The 12,196-nt window shown below is 52.6% G+C and carries 13 protein-coding genes; 4 read left to right on the top strand and 9 right to left on the bottom strand.

Translation table 11 applies throughout. The annotated features are described in order from the left end of the window. Positions 1 to 127 precede the first annotated feature (127 nt). The 3 genes from mdoG to HV157_RS04625 all read left to right on the top strand — a co-directional run bounded on the left by mdoG (position 128) and on the right by HV157_RS04625 (position 4,511). Positions 128 to 1,681, top strand: a complete 1,554-nt coding sequence (gene mdoG, locus HV157_RS04635; protein WP_025204472.1) for a glucans biosynthesis protein MdoG — start codon at positions 128 to 130, stop codon at positions 1,679 to 1,681. After that, the gene (gene mdoH / locus HV157_RS04630; RefSeq protein WP_032681268.1) at positions 1,674 to 4,202 is read left to right on the top strand and encodes a glucans biosynthesis glucosyltransferase MdoH; all 2,529 of its coding nucleotides are present in this window, start codon (positions 1,674 to 1,676) and stop codon (positions 4,200 to 4,202) included. The genes mdoG and mdoH overlap by 8 nt, the downstream gene beginning before the upstream one ends. 81 nt (positions 4,203 to 4,283) lie before the next feature. Further along, positions 4,284 to 4,511 (top strand): YceK/YidQ family lipoprotein, encoded by a 228-nt coding sequence (locus HV157_RS04625; RefSeq protein ID WP_020884695.1) that lies wholly within the window; start codon positions 4,284 to 4,286, stop codon positions 4,509 to 4,511. A gap of 6 nt (positions 4,512 to 4,517) precedes the next feature. Here HV157_RS04625 and HV157_RS04620 read toward each other — a convergent pair whose 3' ends face one another. From HV157_RS04620 to HV157_RS04610, 3 genes are all read right to left on the bottom strand, one after another. Further along, the gene (locus tag HV157_RS04620; RefSeq protein ID WP_020884694.1) at positions 4,518 to 4,892 is read right to left on the bottom strand and encodes a MysB family protein; all 375 of its coding nucleotides are present in this window, start codon (positions 4,890 to 4,892) and stop codon (positions 4,518 to 4,520) included. Between the two features lie 84 nt (positions 4,893 to 4,976). Next, a complete protein-coding gene (gene mdtG / locus HV157_RS04615; protein ID WP_040017130.1) occupies positions 4,977 to 6,206 on the bottom strand; it encodes a multidrug efflux MFS transporter MdtG in 1,230 nt (409 codons plus the stop codon). Positions 6,207 to 6,347: 141 nt separating this feature from the next. Next, positions 6,348 to 7,274 (bottom strand): Kdo(2)-lipid IV(A) acyltransferase, encoded by a 927-nt coding sequence (locus tag HV157_RS04610; RefSeq protein WP_014169534.1) that lies wholly within the window; start codon positions 7,272 to 7,274, stop codon positions 6,348 to 6,350. Between the two features lie 222 nt (positions 7,275 to 7,496). On the opposite strand from HV157_RS04610, the gene HV157_RS04605 reads away from it, so the two are divergent. Beyond that, complete coding sequence (locus HV157_RS04605) at positions 7,497 to 8,546, top strand: rhodanese-related sulfurtransferase (RefSeq protein WP_020884692.1); 1,050 nt, start codon at positions 7,497 to 7,499, stop codon at positions 8,544 to 8,546. A gap of 41 nt (positions 8,547 to 8,587) precedes the next feature. On the opposite strand, the gene HV157_RS04600 is transcribed toward HV157_RS04605, so the two are convergent. The 6 genes from HV157_RS04600 to dinI form a co-directional block, all read right to left on the bottom strand. Beyond that, positions 8,588 to 9,166, bottom strand: a complete 579-nt coding sequence (locus tag HV157_RS04600; protein WP_020884691.1) for a YceI family protein — start codon at positions 9,164 to 9,166, stop codon at positions 8,588 to 8,590. 1 nt (position 9,167) lies between these two features. Continuing rightward, entirely contained in the window at positions 9,168 to 9,734 is a 567-nt protein-coding gene (locus HV157_RS04595) for a cytochrome b (RefSeq protein ID WP_032670551.1), read from the bottom strand. Positions 9,735 to 9,962: 228 nt separating this feature from the next. After that, positions 9,963 to 10,076, bottom strand: coding sequence for a DUF2770 family protein (locus HV157_RS04590; RefSeq protein ID WP_032670549.1), 114 nt, complete (start codon positions 10,074 to 10,076; stop codon positions 9,963 to 9,965). Between the two features lie 59 nt (positions 10,077 to 10,135). Then, a complete protein-coding gene (solA, locus tag HV157_RS04585) occupies positions 10,136 to 11,254 on the bottom strand; it encodes an N-methyl-L-tryptophan oxidase (protein ID WP_020884688.1) in 1,119 nt (372 codons plus the stop codon). Between the two features lie 116 nt (positions 11,255 to 11,370). Continuing rightward, positions 11,371 to 11,625 carry a biofilm formation regulator BssS gene (gene bssS, locus HV157_RS04580; RefSeq protein ID WP_008500827.1) on the bottom strand — a complete coding sequence of 85 codons (255 nt, stop codon included), beginning with the start codon at positions 11,623 to 11,625 and terminating at the stop codon, positions 11,371 to 11,373. A gap of 273 nt (positions 11,626 to 11,898) precedes the next feature. Beyond that, on the bottom strand, positions 11,899 to 12,144 hold the full coding sequence (dinI, locus tag HV157_RS04575) for a DNA damage-inducible protein I (protein WP_040017132.1): 246 nt from the start codon (positions 12,142 to 12,144) through the stop codon (positions 11,899 to 11,901). Between the last annotated feature and the right edge of the window lie 52 nt (positions 12,145 to 12,196).

Genomic DNA, 12,196 nt, shown 5'->3' with positions numbered 1-12,196 from the left:
TTTCATTTGCTTAATCCATGAGCCAGCGAGCTGAACAAAGCAGTGATAATGTTGTCGGATTGCCTGAGTTTCCATTAAAATGGATCGGATCGATATAAGCACACAAAGGGGGAAGTGCTTACTTATTATGAAACATAAACCACAGATGATGAAAATGCGTTGGTTGGGTGCTGCAGTGGTGTTATCTCTGTATACCTCATCGGCACTGGCCTTTAACATCGACGATGTCGCAAAACAGGCAAAATCGATGGCAGGCAAGAGCTACGAAGCGCCAAAAAGTAACTTGCCCTCCGTTTTCCGCGACATGAAGTATGCGGACTATCAGCAGATCCAGTTCAACCATGACAAAGCGTACTGGAACAACATTAAAACCCCGTTCAAGCTTGAGTTTTATCATCAGGGAATGTACTTCGACACGCCTGTTGCCATTAATGAAGTGACGGCGACCGCGGTACGTAAAATCAAGTACAGCCCGGATTACTTCAATTTTGGCAATGTTCAGCACGATAAAGATACGGTTAAAGACCTGGGCTTCGCTGGCTTCAAGGTGCTTTACCCGATCAACAGCAAAGATAAAAACGACGAAATCGTCAGCATGCTCGGTGCCAGCTACTTCCGCGTGATCGGGGCAGGGCAGGTGTACGGGCTTTCTGCGCGTGGCCTCGCCATTGATACCGCGCTGCCATCAGGTGAAGAGTTCCCGCGTTTCCGCGAGTTCTGGATTGAACGTCCAAAACCAACCGACAAACGCCTGACTATTTATGCACTGCTGGATTCCCCGCGTGCGACCGGTGCTTATCGCTTTGTGATTATGCCTGGCCGTGACACGGTCGTTGACGTGCAGTCCAAAGTTTACCTGCGCGATAAAGTCGGCAAACTGGGCGTTGCACCGCTGACCAGTATGTTCCTGTTTGGGCCGAATCAGCCGTCACCGGCGACGAACTTCCGCCCGGAACTGCACGATTCCAACGGTCTTTCTATTCATGCAGGTAATGGTGAGTGGATCTGGCGTCCGCTGAATAACCCGAAACATCTGGCTGTTAGCAGTTTTGCGATGGAAAACCCGCAAGGTTTCGGCCTCCTGCAGCGTGGCCGTCAGTTCTCCCGATTTGAAGATCTGGATGACCGCTATGACCTGCGCCCAAGCGCCTGGGTCACGCCGAAAGGTGACTGGGGTAAAGGTAAGGTTGAGCTGGTTGAAATTCCAACCAATGACGAAACCAACGATAACATCGTTGCTTACTGGACGCCGGATCAGCTGCCGGAAGCCGGTAAAGAGATGAACTTCAAATACACCATTACCTTTAGCCGCGACGAAGACAAACTGCATGCGCCGGATAATGCGTACGTCATGCAGACTCGCCGTTCTACGGGTGATGTGAAGCAGTCTAACCTGATCCGTCAGCCTGATGGCACCGTGGCCTTTGTTGTGGACTTCGCGGGCCAGGATATGAAAAAACTGTCCCCGGATACCGCCGTTGCCGCTCAGGCGAGCATCGGTGATAACGGTGAAATCGTTGAGAACACCGTACGCTATAACCCGGTAACGAAAGGCTGGCGTCTGACGCTGCGCGTGAAAGTGAAAGATCCGAAACAGACCACTGAAATGCGTGCTGCGCTGGTCAGTAACGATCAGCCGCTGAGTGAAACCTGGAGCTATCAGCTACCTGCCAATGAATAATACATCTGAATATATTGATGCCATGCCGCTGACGGACATTGAAAAAGCGGCGCTGCCTAAAAGCGACATCCGCGCGGTGCATACCGCGCTGGATGGCGAACATCGTCCGTTTTCCCGTGACGATGATACGCCGCTGGGGTCAGTAAAGGCGCGTCTGGAGCAGGCATGGCCAGACTCGCTGGCAGAAGGGCAGTTGATTAAAGACGATGAAGGACGCGATCAGCTTCAGGCAATGCCGAAAGCCACGCGTTCCTCAATGTTCCCTGACCCGTGGCGCACCAACCCGGTTGGCCGCTTCTGGGATCGCCTGCGTGGGCGTGATGTTACGCCGCGCTATCTGTCGCGCCTGACGAAAGAAGAGCAGGCCTCCGAACAGAAATGGCGTACCGTGGGGACCATTCGTCGCTACATTCTGCTGTTACTGACGCTGGCGCAGACCGTGGTCGCTACCTGGTACATGAAAACCATTCTGCCTTACCAGGGCTGGGCACTTATCAACCCTGCAGACATGATGGGCCAGGATATCTGGGTCTCCTTCATGCAGCTGCTGCCGTATATCCTGCAGAGCGGCATTCTTCTGCTGTTTGCCGTTCTTTTCTGCTGGGTGTCAGCCGGTTTCTGGACCGCGCTGATGGGCTTCCTGCAGCTGCTGATGGGGCGGGACAAATACAGCATTTCAGCCTCAACGGTCGGGGATGAACCCCTTAATCCTGAGCACCGTACGGCGCTGATCATGCCTATCTGTAACGAAGACGTTGACCGCGTATTTGCGGGTCTGCGTGCGACCTGGGAGTCCGTAAAGGCAACCGGTAACGCGGCGCATTTTGACGTCTATATCCTGAGTGACAGCTACAACCCGGACATTTGCGTTGCCGAGCAAAAAGCCTGGATGGAACTGATCGCGGAAGTGCAGGGTGAAGGCCAGATCTTCTACCGCCGTCGTCGTCGTCGCGTGAAGCGTAAAAGCGGAAACATCGATGACTTCTGCCGTCGCTGGGGGAATCAGTACAGCTACATGGTGGTGCTCGATGCTGACTCCGTAATGAGCGGCGACTGCCTGAGCGGTCTGGTGCGTCTGATGGAAGCCAACCCGAACGCGGGGATCATCCAGTCTTCGCCAAAAGCGTCCGGTATGGACACGCTTTATGCGCGCTGCCAGCAGTTTGCAACCCGCGTCTACGGGCCGCTCTTTACCGCTGGTCTGCACTTCTGGCAACTGGGTGAGTCTCACTACTGGGGTCACAACGCCATTATCCGCGTGAAGCCGTTCATTGAGCACTGTGCGCTGGCTCCGCTGCCGGGTGAAGGTTCGTTTGCGGGGTCTATTCTGTCGCACGACTTCGTGGAAGCGGCGTTGATGCGTCGTGCTGGCTGGGGCGTCTGGATTGCTTACGACCTGCCGGGATCTTACGAAGAGCTGCCACCGAACCTGCTGGATGAGCTCAAGCGTGACCGCCGCTGGTGTCACGGTAACCTGATGAACTTCCGCCTGTTCCTTGTTAAAGGGATGCACCCGGTTCACCGTGCTGTGTTCCTGACTGGCGTAATGTCTTATCTCTCCGCACCGCTGTGGTTTATGTTCCTTGCGCTCTCTACTGCGCTACAGGTGGTGCATGCTCTGACGGAACCGCAATACTTCCTGCAACCGCGCCAGCTGTTCCCGGTGTGGCCGCAGTGGCGTCCGGAGCTGGCGATTGCGCTGTTTGCCTCCACCATGGTACTGCTGTTCCTGCCTAAGCTGCTCAGTATCATTCTGATCTGGTGCAAAGGCTCGAAAGAGTACGGTGGTTTCTGCCGCGTGACGCTCTCGCTTCTGCTGGAAGTGCTGTTCTCCGTGCTGCTGGCGCCGGTGCGTATGCTGTTCCATACCGTGTTTGTGGTCAGCGCGTTCCTCGGCTGGGAAGTGGTCTGGAATTCACCGCAGCGTGATGATGACTCTACGCCGTGGGGGGAAGCCTTCATGCGTCATGGCTCGCAGCTGCTGCTGGGTCTGGTATGGGCGGCAGGTATGGCCTGGCTGGATCTGCGCTTCCTGTTCTGGCTGGCACCGATTGTCTTCTCGCTGATCCTGTCACCGTTTGTGTCAGTGATTTCGAGCCGCTCAACGGTGGGGCTGCGTACCAAACGCTGGAAACTGTTCCTGATCCCGGAAGAGTATTCGCCGCCACAGGTGCTGGTGGATACCGACACGTATCTTGAGCAGAACCGCAAACGTTCGTTGGAAGATGGTTTTATGCACGCGGTGTTTAACCCGTCATTTAACGCTCTGGCGACGGCCATGGCGACAGCGCGTCACCGTGCAAGCCAGGTACTGGAGATTGCCCGCGATCGTCACGTTGAGCAGGCGCTGAACGATACGCCGGAAAAACTCAACCGCGACCGTCGTCTGGTGCTGTTGAGCGATCCGGTTACGATGGCACGCCTTCACTACCGTGTGTGGTCCGCGCCGGAAAAATACTCTTCGTGGGTCAGCCACTATAAAGAGATTAAAATTAATCCACTCGCGCTGAAGGCGAAGTAAGCCTTCTGTGCCCGGCGGCGTTACGCTACCCGGCAAATAAAAATACCGGCTGAAAAGCCGGTATTTTTTTAGAGGTCATTGATGAAAATAATCCTCGCCGTGATGATGGCGTGTTTACTCAGCGGCTGTGGCAGCATCATCAGCCGCACCATTCCAGGGCAAGGCCACGGTAATCAGTACTACCCCGGGGTAAAATGGGATGTACGTGACTCAGCGTGGCGCTATCTCACCGTGCTCGATTTACCGTTTTCACTGGTATTCGATACGCTATTGTTGCCGATCGACGCTCAGCACGGCCCTTATGAATAGGGGAAATTAACGCTCATCCCACTCATCGGCTGCGGTCTGTCCTTCTTCCGTATCCAGCGGTGGCTCGAGCTGAAATTCGCCCTCATCCCACTCGTGCAGGGTGTTTTCTTCAAGCCATTCCTGCCGTAGTTCGATTTCGTCATAGTCGCCATCAAAGACGGCCTGCGCACCTTCTCCGCTCAGGACCGGCAAACATTCTCCTTCCTCGCCATCATCAGCAAAGAATTCGGCCTGCCACATAATATCCCCGTCCTGCAGAACGTATTTCTGGATATTAAGTTGTTGCACGTCAGCATTTTCTTCCTCAACGCCAGGATTATCGGCGAGGAACTCTTCACGAGCGGCATCAATAGCTTCTTCCAGTGTGGCGTACATGGTCATTGGTGTCTCCCTGTTTTCCTGAAGGTTTCAGGGAAAGAATAGCTGAATATCGGGTTCTGCAAGTATGAATGCAAAAATAAGCTGTCACGCGTTCGTCTTATTAACGACCGGTCGTAAAGCCCTCGATAAACTGAACCACGAATAAACCGCATTAAACAACACCACGCCCGCGGTGACGATAAACACGGCGCGGAAACCAAAACTGGCGGAAATCCCGGCTCCGACAAGCGGTCCGGTGACGTTGCCGATATCGCGAAATGACTGGTTATAGCTAAAAATGCGGCCGGCTATCTGGTTCGTTGAGTTGTAAACCAGCAGGGTCTGAACCGCAGGCAGTAACGCGCCGTCTGCCGCTCCCAGTAAGAAGCGCAGCAGGCCAAGCTGCCACGGTGCTTGTACCATCGACATCGGAATAAGGAGCAGAACGGAAATCACCAGGGCGCATATCAGGATTTTTTCCGGGCCCACGCGGTCCCCCAGTTTTCCCAGCCTCGGGGCGCTGAGCAGCGCCGCCACGCCGGGCACCGACGCGATAAGCCCGCTGATAAACGCAATATTACTGACGTCACCGGCCAGATCGCGAACGTAGAGCGTCAGAATAGGGGCAATCGACCCGGTTGCTACCTGAATAATCAGGGTCGTTACGAACAGGCTTAGCACCAGCCTGGGGTTTTTAAGCGAGGTCAGCACATCCCGTGCGTGGAGCATCTCTTTTCGAGTGACCGGGGTGAAACGTTCACGGATACAGAGCAGCGTGACGATAAAGCAGAGAAAAAGGACGCTGGCAGTAATGAAAAAGACCGGACGCAGGCCGTAGTTATCCGCCAGCAGCCCGCCTGCCAGCGGTCCCAGCAATGCGCCGCTCACGCCTCCGGTGGAGAGCGTTCCGAGCGCCCAGCCGCTTTTGTGTCGCGGAATTTGGGTGGCGATGAGCGCATTTGCGTTAGGAATAAAGCCCCCCAGCAGGCCCAGTAACGCGCGCAAAATCAGAAATTGCCAGACGTTCTGCGCAAGGCCCATCAGCGCCATGATGATGGCCATCCCTAGTGCTGAACGCAGCAGCATGATCTTTCGTCCTTTGCGATCGGCAAGGCCACCCCAGAAGGGCGAAGCAATCGCGGAAAAGAGAAAGGTGATACTGAAGACCAGGCCAGACCACATATTGAGCGCACTGTGACCGGTGACGCCAAGTTGTTCAACGTAAAGCGGCAGGAAGGGCATCACCAGGCTAAACGCCGCACCGGTGAGAAAACAGCCAAGCCACGCAACCGTGAGGTTACGCTTCCAGTTTATGGGGGCATCTGAGGGTGACATAACAATCCGCATAATGAGGTGCAAAGCACCATAGGCCTGAAGTAATAAGCCTGCTAAGTATGCGCCTGGGTTATGATCGCTGCAATGCGGAGGAGCTTTTAAAGCTAAATGAGCGTGCGGCCCTGATGGCCGCACGGAAAATTAATAGCGCGACGGCATACCCTCTGGCCGCGTTTTGAAGCGACGATGGAGCCACATATACTGCTCCGGCGCGAGCATGATGCATTTCTCAACCACTCTGTTCATCCAGCGAGCGGTCGTTTCCGCATCGTCCAGCGGCGGCGCGAGTTCCGGCTCGAGCATCATTAACTCGTAGCCTGAGCCATCCGGCTTGCGACGCGGGACAAACGGGACGATCGCGGCTTTGGACATTTTCGCCAGCATCCAGGTACCGGTGGTTGTGGCCGCCTCTTCAACGGCGAAGAACGGGACAAATACGCTGGATTGTGGGCCATAATCGTGGTCAGGGGCATACCAGATCACTTCACCTGATTTCAGCGCGCGGATCATCCCCTTCAGGTCTTTACGGTCGATCATACTTTTGTTGGAGCGCATACGACCATTGGTCTGGATTAAATCGATCACCGGGTTATCGTTAGGGCGATAAACACCAATACCGGGTGCCTGCATGCCAAACATACGCGCACCGATCTCCAGCGTCAGAAAATGCACGCCAATCAGCAGTACGCCTGTCTTATTGGCCTGAAGCGTATGCACAGGCTCCATACCCGTCCCGGTGACTTCACTCCAGCGGGCCATCCGTTTGTCTGGCCAGAACCACGCCATACCGGTTTCCATCAGCCCCATGCCAACGGATTCGAAATTCCTGGTCACCATCTCATGACGTTCCGCCTCGCTCATCTGCGGGAAGCACAGCTCAAGGTTGCGGTAGGCAATCCTGGCGCGGCGTTTCATGAATTTTTGACCAATACGGCCCACACATTTGCCCACACGGAAAATCACAGGGTAAGGGAGTTGGACCATCAGCCATAAAAAACCAATGCCAAGCCAGGTCAACCAATAGCGGGGATGCAAAAGGGCGACAGTAAATTTCGGTAACTGGGTCATGTCTTTCCTGTGTTCTAACGTCCTGTTTAGCTATTGTCTCATTTTTTGAGGCGTAGCCAAAATGTCTGTCTTCGAAACGTGTACGAATGCAGCAATTGTTAAGTCTGACTAACTAGGGTGTGTGAAATGTAGCGTAAATTGTGTGGATGTAAATTGTCATTGTTTGCTATATGATGCCGACCGATTTTTCATTCTCTCTAACGATTGCAGGACTTGTACACCATGCCAGTGTTACACAACCGCGTTTCGAATGAGATGTTAAAGGCGCGTATGTTGGCTGAAACCGAACCGCGCACGACAATCTCATTCTACAAATACTTCACCATCAACGATCCACAAGCGACCCGCGATGCGCTTTATCAGGCCTTCACGACGCTGAATGTTTTCGGGCGCGTCTATCTTGCCCGTGAAGGCATCAATGCCCAGATCAGCGTACCGGAAAGCAAAGTGAACGCCTTCCGCGACCTGCTTTACGGGTTCGATCCGGCTCTCAACGGTGTACGCCTGAACATTGCCCTGGATGATGACGGTAAATCATTCTGGGTACTGCGCATGAAAGTGCGTGAACGCATTGTCGCGGATGGTATTGACGATCCGGCGTTTAACGCCGCTGATGTCGGGGAATACCTGAAAGCGGCGGAAGTGAATGCGATGCTGGACGATCCGGATGCGGTGTTCATCGATATGCGTAACCATTATGAGTATGAAGTGGGGCATTTCGAAAACGCGATGGAAATTCCGGCTGATACCTTCCGCGAGCAACTGCCAAAAGCGGTTGAGATGATGCAGGAACATAAAGATAAAAAGATCGTGATGTACTGCACCGGCGGGATCCGCTGTGAGAAGGCCAGCGCCTGGATGAAGCACAACGGGTTTAATAAGGTCTGGCACATTGAAGGCGGCATTATTGAGTACGCCCGCCGTGCCCGTGAGCAGGGTTTACCGGTGCGTTTTATCGGTAAGAACTTTGTCTTTGACGAACGAATGGGCGAGCGTATTTCAGAGGATGTGATTGCCCACTGTCACCAGTGCGGTACGCCGTGTGATACCCATACCAACTGCAAAAATGACGGATGTCATTTGCTGTTTATTCAGTGTCCGGCCTGTGCCGAGAAATTTAACGGATGCTGCAGCGAACTGTGCAGTGAAGAGAGCATGCTGCCGGAAGAGGAGCAACGCCGTCGTCGTGCAGGACGGGAAAATGGTAACAAGATTTTTAATAAATCCCGTGGACGTCTGAACACCAAACTGGGTATTCCCGACCCTGAATAAGGCTGATGCCCGGCAGCGTGAAAGCCTGCCGGGCGTCGTTATTATGACTTCTGCTGAACGCCTTCAACGGAAATAATCAGTTCGACATCCTGAGAAGCAGGGCCCAAATCGGTAGTAATATTAAAGTCTTTCAGGTGAATTTTACCTGCGGCTTCAAATCCGGCACGTTTACCCCCCCACGGATCGTCACCCTGGCCCATTAATTTTGCATTCAGCGTAACCGGTTTTGTCACGCCGTTGAGCGTCAGGTTGCCGGTAATATCCAGCTTATCGCCATCTTTTTTCACTTCCGTGGAGGTGAAGGTGGCCTGCGGGAATTTAGACACGTTCAGGAATTCCGCACTGCGCAAATGTTTATCGCGTTCTGCATGATTGGTGTCGACGCTGTTGGTATTAATGGTCACGTTGACTTTATCGGCGGCAGGATTTTTTTCGTCAAAGCTGAATGTGCCGTCAAAATCATTAAAGGTGCCATACAGCCAGCTATACCCGAGATGCTGAATACGGAAATTGACGAAAGCATGTTGGCCCTCTTTATCAATTTTATAGTCAGCAGCAACGGCTGAGCCGGTGGTAAATAACAGAGAACCCAGTGCGATACCCAGCAGGTGTTTTTTCATTTTAAGCTCCAGAGTCAACTGACGAGCGGCCAAGCATGCGCTTTAGCGTATCGTCTTTATCGATGAAATGATGTTTAAGGGCGGCAAGCCCGTGCAGCACGGACAGGATAACCACGCTCCATGCCAGCCAGAGGTGAATCACCCCGGCAATATCGGCCTGTGATCCCGCATCGGCAAGCGTTGCCGGGACATCAAAAATGCCAAAAACGCTTATCGGTTTACCCTCTGCTGTCGAGATGAGATAGCCGCTGATCAGAAGAGCGAAGAGCAGCGCATAAAGCGTAATATGCGCGGCAACAGCGCTGATACGGGTAAATTTACTGTGGGTCTTTGGCGCGGCAGGCGGCGGTGAAATGTGTCGCCAGATCACGCGAATAACCAGCCCCATCATCAGCAGCACGCCGATGCTCTTATGCAGCTCCGGGGCCTGGTGATACCAGCCATCGTAATAGCTGAGCGTCACCATCCAGAGGCCAAGTCCGAACATGGCATAGACCGCAATAGCAAATATCCAGTGCAAGCTTATGGATATTATTCCATAGCGCCGGGAGGTGTTACGCAATTGCATCAGGATTACCATTATCAAATAAACAGAGCAGTAAAAATGAACGGGAAGGAATGATATTGCAACTGAAATAAGTCGATATTGATTTTTATTTTATTTATTTCAGCGGTTTTGAAAATGATCCGCAAAGGTAATTCAATGTCTTCGTGCAAGATTTAACAAAGGGCTAATTGAGGAATTGTTCTAACTTAAGTAAATATAAAGTAATGTCAATAAATGTCAGGCAGGCTTTCAGTAAAATACAATGTAAATAAAATCAATGATGGCCAGCAGCGCCCACAATAAGATATAGAGCATCAAATGCTCACGAATATTATTGATGAGAAAACCCACAACTTTGCGCATAGCGCCCCGCAAACCGTAACAAAAAGACGGGCTCCGGAACGTCCGAAGCCCGTGGTGGATTATCCGTTAAAACGTGAAAGAGAGAAGGGCGTCAGATCAAACTGCGGTGTAATACCCTGGGCAAACTGCGCGGCAATTTCACCCAGCACCGACGCGAACTTAAAGCCATGACCGCTCAGACCGGTGATGAGCAATGTGTTCTCATGCCCGGGCAGCGTATCGATAATAAAGTCTTCGTCCGGCGTGTTGTCGTAGGTACATGCCGCGCCATAGAGTAAGCCACCGACGCCCGGCAGAATATTTCGCAGGAACGAGAAAGCTTCAGAGCCATCCTGTGGGTAGGCGCCAAACGGTTTACGTTCTTCAGGAGAGGAGATAATTTGTCCTCCATTGTGTTTCCCGATTTTGAGCGCGTCTTTATCCGAAGGGAAGCCGTAGAACTGATCGCCGTTGGGTAACTCGCCGGTGAACGCCGGGAATTTATTCTGCGTACTGTAACGGCCATCAGACTGGAACCAGGAGAAGACCTTGCGCACCGGCTGTACGGGCAGGTCTGGCAGCAGACGGGTTACCCAGGTACCGGCACTGATGAGCAATCGGGAGGCCGTGTACTCTCCGTCCAGGGTTGTCACCGTGACACCGTCAGCATCATGTTTAATGGCCTCGACCGGGCAATTGAAAAGCTGGGCGCAGCCTGCTTTCGCGGCCAGCGCTATCCAGGTTTTTATTGCTGTTTCGCAATGCAACACCCCAGAATGGGCTTCAAAGAGACCAACATAATCGTCCGGGACGGTGATTTCCGGCCAGCGTGACATGATCCCCGCCGCGTCGAGCTTCTCAACGTCCAGGTTAAATGTCTTCGCGCTGCGTTCGACGCTGGCGAGAAAATCAGAGCGGGCAGGACCAAGGTTAATGATGCCCGTGCGTTCGAAAATGCGTTCCTCAGTCTGTTTAGCCAGTTCGTCCCAGAGCGCTTGCGCGCGAAGTACCAGCGGGACATAGCGCTCGCCTTCACCATAGGCATGACGAATGAGGCGAGTATCGCCATGATGGCTTCCCTCTGAATGAGGGGGAAGATGGGCATCTATCATCAGAACCTTGAGGCCAGCCTGAGTGGCATAATATCCGGCGGCAGAACCAACGGAGCCGCTACCAATAATAATCAGATCATATTTCATGGGCATCTCTTAAACTAACGCTTTGTTAGCAGAGTAATTAACATCGGGGGCTTATACAAGGGAGAAATAAATAAGGCACCCCGAGGGTGCCTGTAGAGTGAAAAGTGGGCTAAACGCTAATGCCGTTTATACTCATTTTCCTGGTAGTCGCCAGATTCTATTTTTGCGATGCCTGCTTCCAAAATAGAAATAAACTGACGGGCGACGTCTGTCGTAAGCCACAGCGTCTGTCCAACTTCCGCTTCTTCACGGTTCAGCTGATTTGGGGTCTGGTAGTGCAAACGCAGCATCAGTGCATCGTAGCTGTCTACGGTACTGATATCCCAGCCAACGAGTGGGTGGGTCTGGATGACTTCGCTATTCTTTTCCATTATAACCCCCATAATGCGTGTTAGAAGACAACGACTTCGAGGTTCAATGCATGTTTTTCTGAAGCAACTTCAGTATACAAGTAATAAGGGTTCCTAAGGGAAAAATAAACAGCTAGCAACACATTTTTCTGCTTTTTAGGATTGTTCGAACAATAAAACACCATGTTGTTCACGATTTTTAAAGAAGTTGCCGAATTAATTTGAACTTTCTGGATTTTCAGGCGAAAAAAAAGCCGGGGCGACCCGGCAAAAAAACACAATGAGGGAGCAGTGTTAATCTGTGATGAACCAGTCGTCGGCGCTTTCCCACGTTTCCTGCAGGATTTGGGTGATACGCGCTTTATCTTCTTTCGCGCCGCCAATGACGGAGAGGTTGTTTGCGGCCGCGTAACGCACCGTTACGGCACCGTCGTTTTCGGGAAAGGTGTTGTTAATACGACGGGATAATTCGCCTGCAAGCGCATCAAGCGCGCCGGCAGGCAGAACGGTAGTTTTGGCTATGGTGACTTCAATACGCATAAATGCCCCCTGTGTAATATACTGTTTATTTATACAGGTATATTATCGGTTT

Origin of the sequence: Enterobacter sp. RHBSTW-00318 (assembly GCF_014101375.1) — a bacterium.
Lineage (GTDB): Bacteria > Pseudomonadota > Gammaproteobacteria > Enterobacterales > Enterobacteriaceae > Enterobacter > Enterobacter ludwigii.
Note: the sequence above shows the minus strand (reverse complement) of the source record. Positions and strands in the feature narration are given on the sequence as shown.

Excerpts from the sequence above, each read along its gene's own strand:
- bssS (WP_008500827.1), bottom strand. The coding sequence starts at position 11,625 with ATGGAAAAGAATAGCGAAGTCATCCAGACCCACCCACTCGTTGGCTGG.
- mdoH (WP_032681268.1), top strand. The coding sequence starts at position 1,674 with ATGAATAATACATCTGAATATATTGATGCCATGCCGCTGACGGACATT.
- mdoG (WP_025204472.1), top strand. The coding sequence starts at position 128 with ATGAAACATAAACCACAGATGATGAAAATGCGTTGGTTGGGTGCTGCA.
- HV157_RS04610 (WP_014169534.1), bottom strand. The coding sequence starts at position 7,274 with ATGACCCAGTTACCGAAATTTACTGTCGCCCTTTTGCATCCCCGCTAT.
- HV157_RS04600 (WP_020884691.1), bottom strand. The coding sequence starts at position 9,166 with ATGAAAAAACACCTGCTGGGTATCGCACTGGGTTCTCTGTTATTTACC.
- HV157_RS04620 (WP_020884694.1), bottom strand. The coding sequence starts at position 4,892 with ATGACCATGTACGCCACACTGGAAGAAGCTATTGATGCCGCTCGTGAA.
- HV157_RS04595 (WP_032670551.1), bottom strand. The coding sequence starts at position 9,734 with ATGCAATTGCGTAACACCTCCCGGCGCTATGGAATAATATCCATAAGC.
- HV157_RS04605 (WP_020884692.1), top strand. The coding sequence starts at position 7,497 with ATGCCAGTGTTACACAACCGCGTTTCGAATGAGATGTTAAAGGCGCGT.
- solA (WP_020884688.1), bottom strand. The coding sequence starts at position 11,254 with ATGAAATATGATCTGATTATTATTGGTAGCGGCTCCGTTGGTTCTGCC.
- HV157_RS04590 (WP_032670549.1), bottom strand. The coding sequence starts at position 10,076 with ATGCGCAAAGTTGTGGGTTTTCTCATCAATAATATTCGTGAGCATTTG.
- HV157_RS04625 (WP_020884695.1), top strand. The coding sequence starts at position 4,284 with ATGAAAATAATCCTCGCCGTGATGATGGCGTGTTTACTCAGCGGCTGT.
- mdtG (WP_040017130.1), bottom strand. The coding sequence starts at position 6,206 with ATGTCACCCTCAGATGCCCCCATAAACTGGAAGCGTAACCTCACGGTT.
- dinI (WP_040017132.1), bottom strand. The coding sequence starts at position 12,144 with ATGCGTATTGAAGTCACCATAGCCAAAACTACCGTTCTGCCTGCCGGC.